Origin of the sequence: Novosphingobium sp. Fuku2-ISO-50 (assembly GCF_001519055.1) — a bacterium.
Classification (GTDB): Bacteria; Pseudomonadota; Alphaproteobacteria; order Sphingomonadales; family Sphingomonadaceae; genus Novosphingobium.
In genome coordinates this window covers 25,381-43,803 of record NZ_KQ954308.1, presented here as the reverse complement: position 1 = coordinate 43,803, position 18,423 = coordinate 25,381, and the positions used below count along the sequence as shown (strand labels likewise).

Genomic DNA, 18,423 nt, shown 5'->3' with positions numbered 1-18,423 from the left:
AGGCGGCCGCGATGCGATTGCGGCCTTCGTCCTTGGCGCGGTACATGGCCATGTCGGCGCGGCGGAGAATGTCTTTCAGGGTTTCGCCGGGGGATTGTTCGATCGCCATGCCAAGGCTGGCCGTCACGCAATAGGCTTCGCCATTGACGGCATAGGCGGGGGACTGCGCGAGATGCGATCGGACGCGCTCGGTCAGGGCGAGCGCGTCGTCGGCGCTGATTTGCGGCAGGTAGATGCCGAATTCCTCGCCGCCCAACCGTCCGATCAGATCATCGGCGCGCACCGCTTCGCGGATCAGGCCCGCGATCCCGAGCAGCGCATCATCGCCGGCTTCATGGCCATGGCGATCGTTGATATGCTTGAAATGATCGACGTCGAGCAGGACCAGCCAGCCGACCTGACCCGCCGCGCGAAGCTCGGCAATGCGCGCCAGAAACGCCCCCCGGTTGAGCACACCGGTCAAGGGGTCGGTCTGCGCCGCGACTTTCATCATCGCATGGCTGTGCTGCAATTCGGCATAGAGCCGGCGGATCTGTTCCGACTGATGAATCAGGCGGGCCGAGGTCATTGTGCCCAGAACGGCGGGGCACAGGAATCCGACCGCCCAGAAGACCGGCGGAATATCGATGCCGGACACCAGCGACACGAGCTTCATTGAGACAAGTGTGGAGCCGATGGCAAAAGCGGCGGAACGGGCGATGCGGCGACGCGGGGTCATGGCGCCTCTATGCGCCTCATAGTCTTATCGTCGGGTGAATGGGCGCAGCGCCGATTTCCCTGCGATCAATCCTGAACGGCCGAATCGATCGGCTCGGCATCGGCAGCGCCATAGCGCGGTGCGCTTTCGATCAGCGCGAGATCCTCGATTTCGCGCTTGCCGATTTCGATATGCTTTTCGCGCAGGCGGCGCCCGGCGGACAGCACATTGCGTTCAAAGCTGCCGACGAACTTGTTGTAATTGCTGACCGCGCTTTCCAGCCCGCTGCCCACGCGCTTGAGATGGTCGGCGGCGACCGCGAGCCGGTCGTAAAGCTCGCCGCCCATGCGGCCGATTTCGCGGGCTTCGCGCGCCAGACCATCCTGGCGCCAGACTTGCGCGACCGTGCGGGCGATGGCGACGAGATTGGTGGGGCTGGCCAGCAGGACGCGGCGTTCAAAGGCGTAATCCCACAAGTTGGGATCGTTTTCGAGCGCGGCGGCGATGAAATGTTCGCCGGGGACAAACATCAGCACATAGTCGGGCGCGTCTTCGAACTGGCTTTGGTAGGCCTTGCTGCCCAGCGTCTGGATATGGTTGCGCATCGACTGGACGTGCAGTTTCAGGGCGGCGGCGCGGGCGTCGTCATTGTCGGCCTCGAACGCATCCTGATAGGCGTTGAGCGAGACTTTGGCGTCGATCACCAGCAGCTTGTTGCCCGGAATGCGCACGATTGCGTCGGGGCGCAGGCGGCCTTCGTCGGTGTCGATCGACTGCTCGGTGACGAAGTCGGTATGTTCGGCGAGCCCGCATTGTTCGAGCACATTGCGCAATTGCAATTCGCCCCAGCGACCGCGCGTCTTGGGTCCGTTGCGCAGCGAATTGCCCAGTTGCGCGGCGGCGGCGCGCACCGCTTCCTGCCCGTCGCGCATCGACTGGATCAGCCCGGTAAGATTGCCGAAAGCATCGACGCGGTCCTTTTCGAGCTTGCCGACTTGTTCTTCATAGGCCTTGAGCCGCTGATCGACCGGGGCGAGCAGGGTTTTCAGCCGCTCGCCTTGCGCCTTTTCGCTTTCCTCGAACCGCGCCTGCGCACGGGTGAGGAAGGTTTCCTGCGCCTTTTCGAGCACTTTGCTGCCGGCGTTTTCGAATTCCTTGCGCAATTCGCCTTGCGCGGCGAGCAGCAGACGCTTTTGCTCGTCGAAATGGACCGCATCGGCCTTCATCCGCGCCAGATCGGTGGCGAGCGCTTCGCGCGCCGTGCGGGTTTCGGCGAGGTCCGCGCGCAGGCGGTCAGCTTCGGCGGCGCGGGCTTCGGCAGTGGCGACACGCGGGGCCAGCGTATCGCGCTCGCGGCGCAGCGCGGCCAGCTCGGCGCCCAGACTGTCGATCTGCCGGACGCGTTCGGACAGCCCCGCCAGATCCACCGTCATCGCCTTGACCGTCGCCTCATGCGCATCGGCGCGCGCGCGCCATTCGGCGACGGGACGCGCGCCGAGAAACCAGCCGAGCGCCAGCCCCGCGATCAGGGCCACCACGGCAATCCCGGCGATAATCAGCGAATCCAAGGCGGCACCCCTTCGGTAACGGAACGAACCGTGAACCTAAAGGGCGTCGCGCCGTATGGCAACCCTGCGTCGATCAGGCGGCGCGGCGAAGTTTTTCCAGTTTCTTGAGCGCCATGCCGCGCTTGAGCCGCGAAAGATGATCGATGAACAGGATGCCTTCGAGGTGATCCATCTCGTGCTGCAGGCAGGTCGCGAGCAGGCCTTCGATCTCTTCTTCGTGGATCGTGCCGTCCAGATCGTGCCAGCGGGCGCGGATGCGCGAGGGGCGAGTGACGTCGGCATAGATTTCGGGGACCGAAAGACAGCCTTCGCTATAGACCGTCTGTTCCTCGGTCAGCGGCACGATTTCCGGGTTGATGAATACCAGCGGCTCGCGCTTCGTCGGCTGATGCGTGTGGCTGTGGCCGCCGTGTGAGGTGCACACTTCGGGCTCGGCATCGGGATCGTCGGGCTGCAGGTCGATCACCAGCACGCGCTGCGGCACGCCGATCTGAATCGCGGCGAGGCCGATGCCGGGGGCATCGTACATCGTCTCGAACATGTCGGCGACAAGCGTACGCAGAGCATCGTCGAATGTTTCGACAGGGGTCGACACCTGCTTGAGGCGGGGATCGGGGACTTCAAGGATTTCGCGAATGGCCATCACCGTCAGATAATCAGCCGCCGTCCGACTCGCAAGTACCCGAATCCTACCCCACCGGGCGGCGCGCGCGCAGCGCCTGGGCGAGCGTGCCTTCGTCGAGATAGTCGAGTTCGCCGCCGACCGGCAGGCCGTGGGCAAGCTGGGTCAGGCGGATTGGCCAGGCTTCGAGCCGTTCGGCGAGGTAATGCGCCGTGGTCTGGCCTTCGAGCGTGGCGTTCATCGCCAGTACCACTTCGTCGATCCCGCCCGCAGACACGCGGTCGATCAGCCGCGCGATGTTGAGATCTTCGGGGCGGACCCCGTCGAGCGCCGAAAGTCTGCCGCCAAGGACATGATAACGCCCGGTAAACAGCCGAGCACGGTCGAGCGCCCAGAGATCGGCGACATCTTCGACCACGCACAACGCACGCGCGTCGCGGCGCGGATCGGCGCAGATGCCGCAGGGGCTGGTGGTATCGACATTGCCGCAGACGGGGCATTCGATCAGCCGGTCGCGCACGGTGCCCAGCGCTTCGACCAGCCCGGTCAGCGCGGTTTCTCGGCGCTTGATCAGCCACAGCACCGCCCGCCGCGCCGAACGCGGCCCCAGCCCCGGCAGCCGCGCCAGCGCATTGGCCAATGCCTCGATCTCTTGCGATGCCATCGGCGCACCGATAGAGCATCGCGCAAAAAAGTGGGAACCGGTTTTTTGCTTTTCGCGATGCGACCGCAAAGAGCTAGGGCCGATCGATCAAAACGAAAGTCAAAAAAGGGATTACCCGAGCCCGTGCGTATCGTCTTTATGGGAACCCCCGATTTCGCGGTGCCGACGCTGGCCGCGCTGATCGGTGCCGGGCATCAGGTTGTCGCGGTCTATAGCCAGCCGCCGCGACCGGCAGGGCGGGGCAAGAAGCTGCAGCCGTCGCCGGTGCACCGTGCCGCCGAAGAGGCGGGGATTCCCGTGATGACCCCGACCAGTCTCAAGGGCGCCGACGAGCAGGCGGCGTTTGCCGCGCTTGGCGCCGATGCCGCGGTGGTCGCTGCCTATGGCCTGATCCTGCCGCCCGCCGTGCTGGCCGCGCCGCGTCATGGCTGTCTCAATGTCCATGGCTCGATCCTGCCGCGCTGGCGCGGGGCGGCGCCGGTGCAGCGCGCGATTCTGGCGGGCGACGTCGAGACCGGCGTGACGATCATGCAGATGGAGCGCGGGCTCGATACCGGGCCGATGCTGGCCGTGGTGCGCACGTCGATCGATGCCAAAACCGCAGGGGATCTGACTGCCGAGCTCGCCGAAATCGGTGCGCGGGCGATGGTTGTGGTGCTTGGCGACTTGCCCGCGCATCCGCCGGTGGTGCAGCCTGCCGAAGGCGTTACGTATGCGGCCAAGATCGACAAGGCGGAAAGCCGGCTCGACTTTGCCATGCCCGCGCCGGACCTTGAGCGTCGCGTGCGCGCCTTTGCGCCGGCGCCGGGGGCATTCTTTGAGCTGGAGGGGGAGCGCTATCGCGTGCTCGGCGCGGACGTGGTCGATGGCGATGGAGAGCCGGGCGTGGTGCTGGATGACATGTTGACGATCGCCTGTGGCGCGGGCGCCTTGCGGCCGACGCTGGTGCAGCGCGCCGGGCGCCCGGCGATGGACACGGCGGCCTTGCTGCGCGGGCGGGCGATTCCTGCCGGTACGTGCCTTGCAGTCGCGGAATTGGGCTGAGCGCGATGCCCCGCTTTGCCTTGACGCTCGAATGGGATGGCGCGCCGTTCATGGGCTATCAGCGCCAGCCGCATGGTCCTACGGTGCAGCAGGCGGTCGAGGAGGCCGTGGAAGCGGTGACCGGCGAGCGTGTCGTGGTCCATGCCGCCGGGCGCACCGACACCGGGGTTCATGCGCGGGCGATGCGCGCGCATTTCGACTTGTCGCGCGGGTTCGATCCGTTTCGTCTGGGCGAGGCGATCAATGCCCTGTTGAAGCCGAAGCCGATTGCGGTGCTTGGCTGTGTGGGCGTGCCTGACGATTGGCATGCGCGCTTTTCCTGCGTGGGCCGCGCCTATGAATACCGTATCATCAACCGCCGCGCGCCTTTGACGCTCGAGCTCGGAAAGGCCTGGCGGATCACGCGTCCGCTCGATGCCGATGTCATGCACCAGACTGCCCAGGCGCTTGTCGGTCTGCATGATTTCACCACGTTTCGTTCGGTGCATTGTCAGTCGGCGAGCCCGGTCAAGACGCTCGACCGGCTCGATGTCCGGCGCGAGGGCAACGCGGTGTTGATCGCTGCGGCCGCGCGCAGTTTCCTGCATCATCAGGTGCGCTCGATGGTCGGGTGCCTGGCGCTCGTCGGGCAGGGGCAATGGAGCCACGACGATCTGGTTGCCGCGCTGGAAGCCAAAAACCGTTGCAAATTGGGACTTAATGCACCACCAGACGGGCTCTATTTCATAAACGCAATTTATCCGGGAGAGAACGAACATGGTTGCGAACAGGCAGATCGTATCGACCCTCGAAGCTGATGGCCGTCTGATCGTCGAATTGCGGGATGCCGATTTGTCCGATCCCACCGGGCATGAGGTGCTGATCCGCGTCGAGGCGGCGCCGATCAACCCTTCGGATCTGGGGCTGCTGTTCGGGCCGGCCGATCTCGAAAATGCCGACTATACGCCCGGGCGGATCGTGGCGCGGATGCCCGATGCGGCGGTGCGCGCGATGCAGGGCCGCATCGGCGAGCCGCAGCCGGTCGGCAACGAAGGCGCAGGGACCGTCATTGCCGCAGGCGAGGCGCCCGAGGCGCAAGCCCTGCTGGGCAAGATCGTCGCGGCGATCCCGCGCACGATGTATGCGCGCTATGTCAAAGTCGATGCGCGTTCGTGTCTGGTGCTGCCCGATGGGGCCACGGCGGAACAGGGCGCGACGGCATTCGTCAATCCCCTGACCGCGCTGTCGTTTGTCGAGGCGATGCGCCGCGAAGGGCACAAGGCGCTGGTCCACACGGCCGCCGCGTCGAATCTGGGGCAGATGCTGGTGCGGATTTGTGCCGCAGACGGGGTGCCGCTGGTCAACATCGTGCGTTCGCCCGCGCAAGTCGCGCTGCTCAAGGGGATCGGCGCGGAGCATGTCGTGGATTCTTCGTCCGCAACGTTTCTGCCCGATCTCGTGGCGGCGATCGAGGCGACCGGCGCGACGATCGGCTTCGATGCGATCGGCGGGGGCAAGCTCGCAGGGCAGATCCTGTCCGCGATGGAGCAAGTGGCCAACAGGGGCGCCAGCTACAGCCGCTATGGATCGGACATTTTCAAAAAGGTCTATATCTATGGCGGGCTCGACATGGGTCCGACCGTGCTCAATCGTTCGTTCGGATTTGGCTGGGCGGTCGGCGGTTTCCTGTTGTTCCCGTTTCTGGGTACGCTCGAGCCCGAAGCGGTCGAGCAGATGCGTCAGCGCGTGCGCGATGAATTGACCACGACTTTTGCGAGCCATTTCAAGGCACGCGTCACGCTCGAACAAGCGCTCACGCGCGAAGCCGCGCTGACCTACAACGCACGCGCGACGGGCGAGAAGTATTTGATCGTGCCGCAGGGCTGATCGACGGCGGCCCTTGAAACGGCAGCCTCGCAATGTCACCTAGATGCAAAGGAACCGCGCATTAGGCGCACGCGGAATACCCTTGCGCCTGCCCGGTGGGCGGACGGATCAATGCCGTCCGGCCTGCACGGGCGAGGAGGGATACGGCCTGGTGCGCAGCCTGCGCGAGATCTTGTTGAAGCAACCGCTGATCATGGGGCACCTGATTACCCATGATGTGGATAAGCATGACCGCGAATGGTTTGCCGCGTGCAAGCTCAACCAGATTCACAGTTTTGCGGGGCTGATTTACGAGATTTTGCGGGCGTTCCTTCTGGTCTGGGCGAGCGGGATTGCCGCCGCCTGGTTCGTGGGGGCGCAGGCGGCAGCGACCGGCGCGCTGCTGGGGGCGCAGTGGGTGTTCTTTCGCGCGCGCCGCGATGGTGTGGCGGCGCAGCGATTGGTGCGTTGGTGGCGCTGGTACATGCTGGCGCGCGGACTGGTGCTGGCCGGGCTGAGCGGGATCGCGGTCTTCATCGTGCCCGAACCGCGCGTCGTGCCGACACTGATCGCGATCCTGCTCCTGCTTGGTGCAGAGGCCTTTGCCCAGTTCACTTTGCCTGTTGCCGCTTTGGCTTCGCAGGCCATGGGGATCGCAGCGGTCGCCGCCGCGCTGCTGATGCGGTCGGGCGGCTATGCCGGCACGTTGATCGGGCTGGCGGTGCTGTATATCTACAGCGCGCATCTGCGTATTTTCAATTTGTACTACATGTTTGCCACGCGGCGGCTGCGCACGCGCAAGCTCAAGAGCGCGAACGAAACCATCCAGCTCTTGCTCAACCAGTACGACGAACACGGTAGCGATTGCCTGGTCGAAACCGATGTCCAGGGGCGCATCCGCAATGCCTCGGAACGGCTGTGCCGCATGGCCGGGCGCCCGGCAGACGCGATCAACGGGCTGAAACTGACCGCGCTTTACGAGCGTGGGCCGGCGCGCGAAGAAATCCGTCGCATTGCCTATCGGTTAAAGCCGTTTCGCGATCTGATCGCGCCGGTCTCGACGCCCGAGGGACAGCGTTGGTGGCTGCAGTCGGGTTGTCCGGTGGTTGATTCCAGCGGGCGGCTGACGGGGTTTCGCGGTTTCATCCGCGATGTTACCGATCGGCATCAGGCCGAAAGCAGAATTCGCTTCCTTGCCAATCACGACCCGCTGACCCGGATCGCCAATCGCGCCGAATTTCAGGCGCGGCTCGATGCGGCGCTGGAACAGGCTCCCAACGGTCAGGCTGGCGCCGCCGCGATTGCCTTTGCGGTGATGTTCATCGATCTCGACCGGTTCAAGGTGATCAACGACACCTTTGGCCATGCCGCCGGGGATCAGGTCTTGATCGAGACGGCGTTGCGGCTGACCGAAGGGGCCCGGGCCGGTGATCTGGTTGCGCGGTTGGGGGGTGATGAATTTGCCGTTCTGGTCATTGCGCCCGCTTCGCTTGACGCTGTCGTCGCGCTCGGCGAACGCCTTATCGCGGCGCTGTCCGCCCCGATCCGGCTGGAGATGCGCTCGGTCGAAGTCGGCGCCAGCGTCGGCATCGCGCTGGCCGGGCAGCACGGCGCGACCGGCGATGAACTGCTGCGCGCGGCGGACCTTGCGCTCTATGATGCGAAATCGAACGGGCGCGGGCGGGCCGCGGTCTATAGCCCCGCTTTGCTGCGCGGGCTGGCCGATCGTCAGGCGATGGAAGTGGAGCTGCGGCTGGCGCTGGCGCGGGGCGAATTTGTACTTTATTATCAGCCCTTGCGCGAACTGGCTTCGGGGCGGATCGTGGGGTTCGAGGCGCTGCTGCGGTGGAACCATCCGCAGCGCGGCCTGATCGATCCCGGCAAATTCATTCCCTTGGCCGAAGAAAGCGGGCTGATCGTGCCGATCGGCGAATGGGTGCTGCGCGAGGCTCTGGCCGAAGCGGCGACCTGGCCTGCGGACCTGACCGTTGCGGTCAATGTCTCGGCAATCCAGCTGCGCAGGGGTGAAATCCTGCGTCAGGTTGTCGCGGCGCTGTCTTTCAGCGGGTTTGACCCGGCGCGGCTGGAGCTGGAAATCACCGAGACGATGCTGATCGAGAATGAAGCGCAATGCCTGCGCGTGCTGCATCGGCTGCGCAGCCTGGGCGTGCGCATCGCGCTCGACGATTTCGGCACCGGCTATTCCTCGCTCAACTATTTGCGCAGCTTTCCTTTCGACAAGATCAAGATCGACCGCTGCTTTGTCGCCGATTTGTCCGACAGGGCGGCCGATCCGGGCGATAGCGCGGCGATTGTCGAGGCGGTGCTCGATCTTGCGGGCAAGCTCAACATGCAGACGATTGCCGAAGGGGTGGAGGACGAAAGCCAGCTTGAATGCTTGCGTGAGCACGGCTGTGACCAGGTGCAGGGGTATCTCACCGGGCGGGCGATGCCTGCGGCGGATTTGCCGATCACGCGGATTGCCCGAAAACATGCCGGCAACCCGACCGGTATGAGCCCGTGCGGCCAGTCGTCGCAGGCCTGTACCGGGCGATTGGTGGTAGGCGGGGCCAGTGTAGTAGATTGTGAAAAGTGCGGTGACGCTGAATAGCTGCGCGAGCGCGCTTTACGGCTGGGGGCCAAAATCCGGGAGCGGTCGATTCTGATAGGCTTTGGCCACTTTGGCGAGATTGCTGCGGTGCGCGTCGTGATAGGCCCACCATAGGCTGACGTACCCTTTTTGCACCGCATCGCTGATATAACTGTCCAGCGATTGATCGAGAAAATCGCGATCGTGGGCATGTTCGACCATGCGGCGCAAGTAAGCGCGCGTTACGTCGATCAGCGTGGTCTCGTATCCGCCGCGCGCAATGACATCGGGGTTGCCATGGTTGGGCAGAATTCGATCGAAACCCCATTGCTTCATGGCCAGCAGATTTCTGTATTGATCGGGAATGTGCTCCGGTTCCGAAATGAACGTCACGGTATCTTCGAGAGTATCGCCTGCCAGAAGGATGCGGTCGCCGGGCAAATAGATCACCAGACCGTCTTCGGAGTGAATGTCGACTGGCCGCAATTCGACCTTTATGGTGCCGACAAAGATGGATGTGTCGGCGGTAAGGACGATATTGGGGAGCAACAGCGGTGCGATTGCCGGCGGGCCCCATTCGGTGCCCGCTTCGATGGCGCTTTTCCTTGCCGCCAAAGTCTGCCGCGTCTTTGCGGTGGCGATGAGATCGCTGTCGGCATAGACCGCGTTGCCGCCGACATGGTCGAGATGCCAATGGCTGATCGCGACCACGAAGTGCCGAATGCCTGCTTTGGCGAGATAGTCCCGCACCCATTGCGCCTGTCGCGTGCCGGGGAACGTGTCGTAGACCAGTGCGCGGTCGCCGCTGTAAATGACATACGTGGCCACGCCGACGTTGTTGGCGCCGAAATCGGCCCAATTGGCGCCGCCCGGTTTGACGTCCGCCTCGGCCGGTCGTCCATCGTAAAAGCACAGCAGATGATCATTTATGCGAAATACGCGCATGTTCATTTCGGCGGCGCTGGCCATCCCGCCCGAAAACAGCCCCGAAAACAGCAGCGCGACGAGGACGATTGCCCTGAGTGCAGGCCAAATCTTCATGAATATCCCCACTGCCCGATGCCGCATCATCAGAATTGATGCGGTCAGGCTAGTGGGAGCAGGTGCGCTGTCAATAAGTCAAAAGCAGCAGGGCGCGCGCCGCCTAGGCTTTATGCGCGATGCTTTCGGGCAAATCCTTGCCAAACACGCGCTGGTAATATTCGGCCACCAGAACGCGCTCGGTTTCGTCGCACTTGTTGAGGAACGACAGGCGGAAGGCAAAGCCGACGTCTTTGAAGATCGCCGCGTTCTGCGCCCAGCTGATCACGGTGCGCGGGCTCATCACGGTCGAAATGTCGCCGCCGATGAAGCCTTTGCGCGTGAGGTCTGCGACGCGGACCATGTCGCCGGCGGTCTTGGGATCGAGGCCGGGGACTTTTTTGGTCACGACTTCGATCTCGGTCGCGGCGGGCAGGTAATTGAGCGCGACGACAAGGTTCCAGCGGTCCATCTGGCCCTGGTTGATCGCCTGCGTACCGTGATAAAGCCCCGAGGTATCGCCAAGCCCGACCGTATTGGCGGTGGCAAACAGGCGGAACCACGGATTGGGGCGGATCACCCGGTTCTGGTCGAGCAGCGTGAGCTTGCCCTCGGTTTCCAGCACGCGCTGGATCACGAACATCACGTCGGGGCGGCCCGCATCATATTCGTCGAAGACCAGCGCGGTCGGCGTCTGCAGCGCCCAGGGCAGCAGACCTTCGCGGAATTCGGTCACTTGCAAGCCGTCGCGCAGCACGATTGCATCGCGCCCGATCAGGTCGATACGGCTGATATGCGCGTCGAGGTTGATGCGCACGCAAGGCCATTTCAGCCGCGCGGCAACTTGTTCGATATGAGTCGATTTGCCCGTGCCGTGATAGCCCTGAACCATCACGCGCCGATTGAAGGCAAAGCCGGCGAGGATGGCGAGCGTGGTGTCCGGGTCGAACACGTAATTCGGATCGAGATCGGGCACGCGCTCGTCGGCCACGCTGAAGGCGGGCACGGACATGTCGATGTCGATCCCGAACGTCGCGCGAACGTCGAGCGTGGTATCCGGGGCGGCAAGCACGGTGTCGGCAGAGGGCGTCGTGTCAGTCATCACCGCTTCGCCTATACGCGCGCGCGCCGCGCTGCAATGCTCTTGATGATCAAAATGCTGCCCTTTCGGTCGCCCATGCGCGGCTGAAGCGCAGGATTGCGGGATTTTAAGCGATTGCTTGAAAAAGCGTCGGGCGGCACGCTGCGCCGAGCGGGCGGCGGATATGCGGCCACGTGATTCGGGCGCAGGAGGCTGTGCGGCAATGGACGACAAGGCGGACGCGAACAGGCCCCCTCCCGACCTGCCCCCGCGCGAGGAAATGCCCGCGCGTCCGGCGCCGTCGCGGGAGCAGCAGGAGCAACAGGAGCAACAGCAGCAATAGTTGACGCTGTCCCGCTTCGCGCGCATCGTGACGGACACGGGAGAGTGACGGACATGGGAGACGAAACCGGCTTTGCCACGGGTGGCTGCGCGTGCGGCGCAATCCGTTATTGCCTGCATGATGCGCCTTATGTGGTGCATTGCTGTCATTGCACCGATTGCCAGCGCGAAGGTGGCAGCGCCTTTGCCGTCAACGCGGTGATCGAAAGCGCGCGCTTTTCCGCCCAAGGGCCCGCGCCGCTCGCCGACCGGCTTGAATCGGCAAGCGGGGCAGGGCAGCAGGTCATGCGTTGCCCGCAATGCCACACCGCATTGTGGAGCCATTACGGCGGGTTGGGCAACAAGGCGACGTTCGTCCGCGCGGGCACGCTCGATGATCCCGCGCTTTGCCCGCCCACGGTGCATTTGTTTACCCGCAGCAAACAGGCCTGGGTTGGGCTCGATCCGGCAACCCCTGCGTTCGCCGCGTTTTATACGGGGCGCGATGTGCCGCAGGTGTTGGGCGAAAATGGCGCGGCGCGGTTGCGCGCCTTGCGGGCGAGCTGAGCCATGGCTGATACCGTGATGTCGCTCGTCGTGCTGGCGATTGCCGCGCTTTTGCTCGGCGCGACTGCGCTGTGGCGGCGGGGTGATCGGCGCAAGGCCTTGTTGATGGCGCTCGCTGCACTGGTCATGGCCGGCAATGTCGCGATCTGGAGCCTTCCCGCCGGGCCGGTGGCGCCGGCGGGAAAGTGATCGTGGTTCTCTTGCTTGCCCGTGTCTTACTTGATCGGGCAATCGGGCGAGAGGCGCATGTCGAGATAGGTGTCGACCGCGCGCATCATGTCGTCCAGTTCGTTTTCATAGAAATGGTTGGCGCGCGGGATCTCGTCGTGATGGATCGTGATGTGCTTTTGCGTGCGCAGCTTGTCGACCAGCTTTTGCACCGCGCTTGGCGTGACGACGGTATCCGCCGCGCCCTGCACGATGATCCCCGACGACGGGCACGGGGCGAGAAAGCTGAAATCGTACATGTTGGCGGGCGGCGAGACCGAGATGAAGCCGCGCACTTCGGGGCGGCGCATCAGGAGCTGCATGCCGATCAGCGCGCCGAACGAATAGCCCGCGATCCATGTGCTCGACGCTTCGGGGTGAATCTGCTGCACCCAGTCGAGCGCGGCGGCGGCGTCGGACAATTCGCCGATGCCGTTGTCAAAGCTGCCCTGGCTGCGACCGACGCCGCGGAAATTGAAGCGCAAGGTGGCAAAGCCGCGCGCGACGAATGTGCGATAGAGCGCCTGGGTAATGCGGTCGTTCATGGTTCCGCCCGCTTGCGGGTGCGGGTGGAGAATCATGGCGATCGGCGCGCGGGGCCGGGCGGACGGCTGAAACCGGCCTTCGAGGCGACCTTCGGGACCGGGAAAGATGACTGCGGGCATCGGTGATCCTGACGAAACGGTGGATGGCGCCACACCGGCGCAAACCGGGGATGCCGTTTTTGAACCAGGGCTTTGGCGGCCCCGGAATGCACAAGCTGGAAATACACAAGGTGGATTTTAAACACCGGCTATATAGAAACCGCGCGCGCGAAAGCAATCTTTCAAGCAGGAACCGTTTTGACCGAACCGATCACCTATCTCGACCACGCTGCCACCACGCCGCTTTTGCCCGAGGCGCGCGCGGCGCTCGAACACGGTTTTGCGATCTGGGCCAATCCGTCGAGCCCGCATCGCGCGGGGCGCGCCGCGCGCGCGGCATTGGAAGATGCGCGCGCGCGGATTAGCGCCGCGCTCGGCTGGCGGGGCGAAGTGATCCTGACGAGCGGGGCGAGCGAAGCGCTGGCGCTGGCCATGGCGCGCGGCCATGCGCCGCTGGTTGCGGTTTCGGCGGTGGAGCACGAGGCGGTGTTGCGCCATGCCGGGGGCGCGGCGCGGCTGGGCGTCGATGGGGCGGGGCAGGTCGTTTTGGCCGATGCCGCGCTGGGCGGGCTCGTCGCGGTGCAGCAGGTCAATAACGAAACCGGGGTGATCCAGCCGATCGATGCGATTGCCGCGTGCGTGCGCGCGGCGGGCGGTGTCCTCCTTGCCGATTGCGCGCAAAGCGCGGGCAAACTGGCCTTGCCCGATGCCGATCTGATCGCGGTATCGGCGCATAAGTTTGGCGGGCCGGTCGGTATCGGCGCCTTGCTGGTGCGCGATTGGGCGCTGTTGCGGCCAACCGGCGGGCAAGAGCGCGGCTATCGCGGCGGGACGGAGAACATGCCCGGTGCGCTGGCCATGGCGGCGGCGCTGGAGGCCGGGGACGACTGGATGGCGCGCGCGGCGGTCCTGCGCACGCGGCTTGAGCGGGCGATTGGCGAGGCCGGGGGCGAAGTGATTGCCGAGGCTGCGCCGCGGATTGCCACGATCGGCGCGTGTCGCATGCCCGGGCTGTCGGCCAATGCCCTGCTGATCCGGCTCGATGCCATGGGCATTGCCGTTTCGGCGGGCAGCGCCTGTTCTTCGGGGTCGCTGCGGACCAGTCATGTCCTGACCGCGATGGGGGTAGCCGGTGCCGGGGAAGTGATCCGCGTATCGATCGGGCGCGAGACCGACGAGGCCGCCATCGATCGCTTTGTCGCGGCTTTTCAGGGGATCGCCGGGCGATGATCTATCTCGATTATCAGGCGACCACGCCGCTCGCGCCCGAAGCGCGCGAAGCGATGCTGCCCTGGCTGGGCGGGCCGGGCAGCGAGGGATTTGCCAATCCGCACAGCCCGCATCGCGCCGGGCGCGCAGCGGCGGCGGCGATCGAAGTGGCGCGCGATGCCGTTGCCGCGTTGCTGCCGCCCGGCGGGCAGGTGATCTTTACCTCGGGCGCGACCGAGGCGCTCAATATGGCATTGCGCGGTATCGGGGCGCGCAAACTTGCGGTTTCGGCGATCGAACATGCCGCCGTGCTCGATACGGCGCGCGCGATCGATCCTCAGGTGGCCCTGTTGGCGGTCGATGGCGAAGGGGTGGTCGATCCCGAGGCGGCGATTCCCGATGGCACCGGGCTGGTCGCGGTCATGCAGGTCAACAACGAGATCGGCACGGTGCAGCCGGTCGCGGCGATCGCGGCGCGCGCGCGGGCGATGGGCGCGCTGTTCCTGTGCGACGCGGTGCAAGGCGCGGGCAAGCTGGCCGCGCCTGTGGGCGCGGACCTTATCGCGATCTCGGCGCACAAGCTCTATGGGCCCAAAGGCATCGGCGCGCTGTGGATACGCGACGGGGTGCGGGTCGATCCGCTGATCACCGGCGGCGGGCAGGAGCGCGGGCTGCGCTCGGGTACGCTCAGCCCAGCGCTGGCCGCAGGTTTCGGCGCGGCGGCGAAGCTGTGCACAAGCTTGCGGGAAAGCGATGCGGCACATGTGGACAAGCTGTGGACAAGGGCGCAGGCTGCGTTTGCCGGATGGATGCTCAACGGCAGCGCCGTCGCGCGCTGGCATGGCAATCTGAACGTTCGGCTTGATGGGCTCGATGCCGCGCGACTGTTGTCGGAATGTCGCACTGTGGCCATTTCTGCAGGGTCCGCTTGTGCCAGTGGTTCGGGGCGGCCCAGCCATGTCTTGCGTGCGCTGGGACTTTCGGACAGGGAAGCAAAAACGGCGCTCCGCATCGGATTTGGGCGCTATACCGGGGAAGAGGAGCTTGACGAGGCGGTTGCGGCAATCCTTGCCGCAGCGGGGGCGCAGGGGCTGTAGAGATCGCAGCCCGGCGAAGAGGGGAGATTTTCGACAGATGGTCAAGGTCTGCTTTGTCACCACCGAGGGCCGCAAGGTCGAGGCCGAAGGAGAGCCGGGCCAGAGCCTGCTTGCGCTGGGCCAGGGAATCGGCATGCCGCTCGAAGGCACTTGCGAAGGGCAGATGGCCTGTTCGACGTGCCATGTGATCATTGCGCAGGAATGGTTCGACCGTTTGACCGACGCGACCGAAGATGAAGAGGACATGCTCGACCTTGCCGCCGGGGTCACGCGTACCAGCCGCCTTGCCTGCCAGATCGTGCTGAGCGATGAACTCGAGGGGCTCGAAGTGCGCATTCCCGATGAAGCACGCGACATGCAGGGGCGTTGATCGGCGCGGGCAAAGGCAACAAGCAGGCAAGGACAACAAGCGGGCAAGGACAACAAGCGGGCAAGGACAACAAGAAAGGGGATTACGCGTTCCCGGCGGTTGTCATCGCGGGGGCGGGTGGTAGGTAACAGCCATCATGGCCAAAGATACCCCGACCCGGGATGAGCCCGATCCTTTCGACGCAATCGTCGATGCGCCGTTCGATGCGGCGCTTTCGGAACGCTATCTCGTCTATGCGCTTTCGACGATTACCGCGCGTTCGTTGCCCGATCTTCGCGACGGGCTGAAGCCGGTGCATCGCCGCCTGCTCTGGGCGATGCGGCAATTGAAGCTCAATCCCACCGATGCGTTCAAGAAATCGGCGCGCGTGGTCGGCGATGTGATCGGCAAGTATCACCCGCATGGCGATGCTTCGGTCTATGACGCGATGGTCCGCCTCGCGCAGGATTTCGCGCTGCGCTATCCGCTGGTCGAGGGGCAGGGCAATTTCGGCAATATCGACGGTGATAACGCCGCCGCCTATCGCTATACCGAGGCGCGGCTGACCGCGACGGCGGTGCGCCTGATGGCCGGGCTCGAAGAGGGCACGGTCGATTTTCATCCGACCTATAATGGCGAGGAAGAAGAGCCGGAGATTTTCCCCGGGCTGTTCCCCAATCTGCTCGCCAATGGCTCGACCGGCATCGCCGTCGGCATGGCGACCTCGATCCCCAGCCACAATGTCGCAGAAATCGTCGATGCCACGCTGATGCTGATCGACAATCCGGCGGTCGAGCACGCGCAATTGATGGAAGTCTTTCACGGCCCCGATTTCCCCACCGGCGGGATCGTGGTCGACAGCCCCGCCTCGATCAGCGCGGCCTATGCCAGCGGCAAGGGCGCGATCCGCACGCGCGGCCGCTTTTCGACCGGGCGCGACGAAGCGGGCCAATGGGAAGAGACCGGGATCGAACGGCTCGGCAGCGGGCAATGGCAGCTGGTCTTGTCCGAAATCCCCTACATGGTGCCCAAGGGCAAGCTGATCGAACAGATCGCCGCGCTGATCGGCGACAAGAAGCTGCCGATTCTCGAAGACATTCGCGATGAATCCGACGAACAGATCCGCATCGTGCTCGTACCGAAAAGCCGCAATGTCGATCCCGATCTGCTGAAGGAATCGCTTTACCGTCTGACCGATCTCGAATCGCGCTTTTCGCTCAATCTCAACGTGCTCGATGCGCGGCGCACGCCCGGCGTGCTGGGGCTGAAGCTCTTGCTGCAGGAATGGGTGGTGTCGCAGATCGACATCATGCTGCGTCGCGCGCGCCATCGGCTGGACAAGATCGCCGCGCGGCTCGAACTGCTCGAAGGCTATATCATTGCCTATCTCAATCTCGACCGGATCATCGAGATCATCCGTGGCGAGGATGAGCCAAAGCCGGTGATGATCGCCGAATTCGCGCTGACCGACCGTCAGGCCGAAGCGATTCTCAACATGCGGCTGCGCTCGTTGCGCAAGCTTGAAGAGATGGAGCTGCGGCGCGAACACGACACGCTGCTGGCCGAACAGGACGATCTCAACAAGCTGCTCGAAAGCCCGGCGCGCCAGCGGACCAAGCTGAAGCGCGAACTGGCCTCTTTGCGCAAGGATTACGGCCCAGACACGCCGCTTGGCCGCCGTCGCACGACCATCGCCGAAGCCGCGCCGACGCGCGAATTCAACATGGATGCGATGATCGAGAAAGAGCCGGTCACGGTGATCGTGTCGCACCGCAGCTGGATCCGCGCGGCCAAGGGCCATGTCCCGCTCGATTCGGATTTCAAGTTCAAGGAAGGCGATGGCCCGGCCTTTGCGTTCCATGCGCAGACCACCGACAAGCTGTTGATTGCGCTTGATAACGGGCGATTCTACACGATCGGCGCGGACAAGCTGCCGGGTGCGCGCGGGTTTGGCGAACCGATCCGCACGATGCTCGACATCGATCCCGATGCGCAGATCGTTGCGATCGTGACGCACCGTCCGGGCGGGCAATTGCTGCTCGCGGCCAACACTGGGCGCGGCTTTGCCGCCGAGATGGATGAACTGCTCGCCGAAACGCGAAAGGGCCGCGCCGTCGTTTCGACCAAGCCCGGCGTCAAGCTGGCGGTGGTGCGCGAAATTGCCCCCGAACACGACCACGTTGCCGTGATCGGCGACAATCGCAAGCTGGTGATCTTTGCACTCAACGAAGTGCCGGTGCTGGCCAAAGGGCAAGGCGTGACTCTGCAACGCTATCGCGATGGCGGCATGGCCGATGTGATCAGCCTGCGCCTCGAAGACGGCCTGTCCTGGCCGATGGGCGGCGACAGCGGGCGGACACGTATCGAAAAGGACTTGCTGCCCTGGAAAGTCGCACGCGGCGCGGGCGGGCGCCTGCCGCCCAACGGCTTTCCCCGCGACAACAAGTTTGCGGGATGAGGGTTTGGCTATTCCGGCCTTGATCCGTTGCGAGCGGTCGGTCCTCATGGAGGGCATCAACGATGCGAAATGGAAAAGTCGCACTCTGCGTGATATGTTTGAGCTGTGGCCTGCTGGCATCATCGACTTGCGCGCAGGCGGGGAGGCAAGATAACGATTATCCGACTGAATCCCTTAAAGCCGGGGAGCAGGGAACGGTCGAGTTCCAGGTTGACGTGGGTGTCGATGGCAGAGCCTCAAATTGCGTTGTTTTGACATCCAGCGGTTTTCCGCGCCTTGATAAAGCCACTTGCGACGTGGTCATTCGAAGGGCGCGCTTCAAACCTGCGACAGACAAGGATGGCGGGCCAGCCAAGCGCGTGTTCAAGAGCAAGATGAATTGGGTGATTCCCAATCGCTAGACGTTGCGGTGGCAAATCCGGCCTTCTGTGTCGCCCCGG

18 protein-coding genes are annotated in these 18,423 nt (G+C 64.5%); 11 read left to right on the top strand and 7 right to left on the bottom strand.

Annotation, left to right across the window (positions count from 1 at the left end):
• From AQZ50_RS19190 to recR, 4 genes are all read right to left on the bottom strand, one after another.
• Positions 1-718 (bottom strand): GGDEF domain-containing protein (locus tag AQZ50_RS19190; RefSeq protein WP_156427446.1); only part of this gene is annotated, 718 nt, incomplete at its 3' end.
• Positions 719-783: 65 nt separating this feature from the next.
• A complete protein-coding gene (gene rmuC / locus AQZ50_RS19185; RefSeq protein WP_067749077.1) occupies positions 784-2,265 on the bottom strand; it encodes a DNA recombination protein RmuC in 1,482 nt (493 codons plus the stop codon).
• Positions 2,266-2,338: 73 nt separating this feature from the next.
• Positions 2,339-2,908: a peptide deformylase gene (gene def, locus AQZ50_RS19180; protein ID WP_067749075.1), complete on the bottom strand. Its 570-nt coding sequence runs from the start codon at positions 2,906-2,908 to the stop codon at positions 2,339-2,341.
• Positions 2,909-2,954: 46 nt separating this feature from the next.
• Entirely contained in the window at positions 2,955-3,551 is a 597-nt protein-coding gene (recR, locus tag AQZ50_RS19175; RefSeq protein ID WP_067749073.1) for a recombination mediator RecR, read from the bottom strand.
• Positions 3,552-3,674: 123 nt separating this feature from the next.
• On the opposite strand from recR, the gene fmt reads away from it, so the two are divergent.
• From fmt to AQZ50_RS19155, 4 genes are all read left to right on the top strand, one after another.
• Entirely contained in the window at positions 3,675-4,595 is a 921-nt protein-coding gene (fmt, locus tag AQZ50_RS19170; RefSeq protein WP_067749067.1) for a methionyl-tRNA formyltransferase, read from the top strand.
• A gap of 5 nt (positions 4,596-4,600) precedes the next feature.
• The gene (gene truA, locus AQZ50_RS19165; RefSeq protein ID WP_067749065.1) at positions 4,601-5,392 is read left to right on the top strand and encodes a tRNA pseudouridine(38-40) synthase TruA; all 792 of its coding nucleotides are present in this window, start codon (positions 4,601-4,603) and stop codon (positions 5,390-5,392) included.
• A complete protein-coding gene (locus AQZ50_RS19160) occupies positions 5,352-6,461 on the top strand; it encodes a zinc-binding dehydrogenase (RefSeq protein ID WP_067749063.1) in 1,110 nt (369 codons plus the stop codon). Before truA ends, AQZ50_RS19160 begins: the two co-directional genes overlap by 41 nt.
• 151 nt (positions 6,462-6,612) lie before the next feature.
• The gene (locus tag AQZ50_RS19155) at positions 6,613-9,051 is read left to right on the top strand and encodes a putative bifunctional diguanylate cyclase/phosphodiesterase (RefSeq protein WP_197412564.1); all 2,439 of its coding nucleotides are present in this window, start codon (positions 6,613-6,615) and stop codon (positions 9,049-9,051) included.
• A gap of 15 nt (positions 9,052-9,066) precedes the next feature.
• Here AQZ50_RS19155 and AQZ50_RS19150 read toward each other — a convergent pair whose 3' ends face one another.
• On the bottom strand, positions 9,067-10,071 hold the full coding sequence (locus tag AQZ50_RS19150; RefSeq protein ID WP_067749057.1) for an MBL fold metallo-hydrolase: 1,005 nt from the start codon (positions 10,069-10,071) through the stop codon (positions 9,067-9,069).
• Positions 10,072-10,174: 103 nt separating this feature from the next.
• A complete protein-coding gene (gene cobS / locus AQZ50_RS19145; RefSeq protein ID WP_067749055.1) occupies positions 10,175-11,152 on the bottom strand; it encodes a cobaltochelatase subunit CobS in 978 nt (325 codons plus the stop codon).
• A gap of 375 nt (positions 11,153-11,527) precedes the next feature.
• On the opposite strand from cobS, the gene AQZ50_RS19140 reads away from it, so the two are divergent.
• Both AQZ50_RS19140 and AQZ50_RS19135 read left to right on the top strand, forming a co-directional pair.
• Entirely contained in the window at positions 11,528-12,019 is a 492-nt protein-coding gene (locus AQZ50_RS19140) for a GFA family protein (RefSeq protein WP_067749052.1), read from the top strand.
• Positions 12,020-12,022: 3 nt separating this feature from the next.
• Positions 12,023-12,208, top strand: a complete 186-nt coding sequence (locus AQZ50_RS19135; protein ID WP_067749049.1) for a hypothetical protein — start codon at positions 12,023-12,025, stop codon at positions 12,206-12,208.
• A gap of 26 nt (positions 12,209-12,234) precedes the next feature.
• Here the strand turns inward: AQZ50_RS19135 and AQZ50_RS19130 are convergent, their stop codons facing one another.
• A complete protein-coding gene (locus tag AQZ50_RS19130; RefSeq protein WP_067749046.1) occupies positions 12,235-12,891 on the bottom strand; it encodes an alpha/beta hydrolase in 657 nt (218 codons plus the stop codon).
• Positions 12,892-13,068: 177 nt separating this feature from the next.
• On the opposite strand from AQZ50_RS19130, the gene AQZ50_RS19125 reads away from it, so the two are divergent.
• The 5 genes from AQZ50_RS19125 (at position 13,069) to AQZ50_RS21305 (ending at position 18,384) form a co-directional block, all read left to right on the top strand.
• Positions 13,069-14,100 carry a cysteine desulfurase family protein gene (locus AQZ50_RS19125; protein WP_082703815.1) on the top strand — a complete coding sequence of 344 codons (1,032 nt, stop codon included), beginning with the start codon at positions 13,069-13,071 and terminating at the stop codon, positions 14,098-14,100.
• Positions 14,097-15,176: a cysteine desulfurase family protein gene (locus tag AQZ50_RS19120; RefSeq protein WP_067749043.1), complete on the top strand. Its 1,080-nt coding sequence runs from the start codon at positions 14,097-14,099 to the stop codon at positions 15,174-15,176. The genes AQZ50_RS19125 and AQZ50_RS19120 overlap by 4 nt, the downstream gene beginning before the upstream one ends.
• 37 nt (positions 15,177-15,213) lie before the next feature.
• Positions 15,214-15,546 (top strand): 2Fe-2S iron-sulfur cluster-binding protein, encoded by a 333-nt coding sequence (locus tag AQZ50_RS19115; RefSeq protein WP_067749040.1) that lies wholly within the window; start codon positions 15,214-15,216, stop codon positions 15,544-15,546.
• Between the two features lie 136 nt (positions 15,547-15,682).
• A complete protein-coding gene (gene parC, locus AQZ50_RS19110) occupies positions 15,683-17,983 on the top strand; it encodes a DNA topoisomerase IV subunit A (protein WP_067749037.1) in 2,301 nt (766 codons plus the stop codon).
• Between the two features lie 62 nt (positions 17,984-18,045).
• Positions 18,046-18,384, top strand: coding sequence for an energy transducer TonB (locus tag AQZ50_RS21305; protein ID WP_082703814.1), 339 nt, complete (start codon positions 18,046-18,048; stop codon positions 18,382-18,384).
• The last annotated feature ends 39 nt before the right edge of the window (positions 18,385-18,423 follow it).

Bases quoted from the DNA above. Each gene is read 5' to 3' on its own strand.
- AQZ50_RS19150 (WP_067749057.1), bottom strand. From the start codon at position 10,071: ATGAAGATTTGGCCTGCACTCAGGGCAATCGTCCTCGTCGCGCTGCTG.
- AQZ50_RS21305 (WP_082703814.1), top strand. From the start codon at position 18,046: ATGCGAAATGGAAAAGTCGCACTCTGCGTGATATGTTTGAGCTGTGGC.
- truA (WP_067749065.1), top strand. From the start codon at position 4,601: ATGCCCCGCTTTGCCTTGACGCTCGAATGGGATGGCGCGCCGTTCATG.
- AQZ50_RS19115 (WP_067749040.1), top strand. From the start codon at position 15,214: ATGGTCAAGGTCTGCTTTGTCACCACCGAGGGCCGCAAGGTCGAGGCC.
- AQZ50_RS19140 (WP_067749052.1), top strand. From the start codon at position 11,528: ATGGGAGACGAAACCGGCTTTGCCACGGGTGGCTGCGCGTGCGGCGCA.
- recR (WP_067749073.1), bottom strand. From the start codon at position 3,551: ATGGCATCGCAAGAGATCGAGGCATTGGCCAATGCGCTGGCGCGGCTG.
- parC (WP_067749037.1), top strand. From the start codon at position 15,683: ATGGCCAAAGATACCCCGACCCGGGATGAGCCCGATCCTTTCGACGCA.
- AQZ50_RS19160 (WP_067749063.1), top strand. From the start codon at position 5,352: ATGGTTGCGAACAGGCAGATCGTATCGACCCTCGAAGCTGATGGCCGT.
- cobS (WP_067749055.1), bottom strand. From the start codon at position 11,152: ATGACTGACACGACGCCCTCTGCCGACACCGTGCTTGCCGCCCCGGAT.
- def (WP_067749075.1), bottom strand. From the start codon at position 2,908: ATGGCCATTCGCGAAATCCTTGAAGTCCCCGATCCCCGCCTCAAGCAG.
- AQZ50_RS19120 (WP_067749043.1), top strand. From the start codon at position 14,097: ATGATCTATCTCGATTATCAGGCGACCACGCCGCTCGCGCCCGAAGCG.
- AQZ50_RS19130 (WP_067749046.1), bottom strand. From the start codon at position 12,891: ATGCCCGCAGTCATCTTTCCCGGTCCCGAAGGTCGCCTCGAAGGCCGG.
- AQZ50_RS19135 (WP_067749049.1), top strand. From the start codon at position 12,023: ATGGCTGATACCGTGATGTCGCTCGTCGTGCTGGCGATTGCCGCGCTT.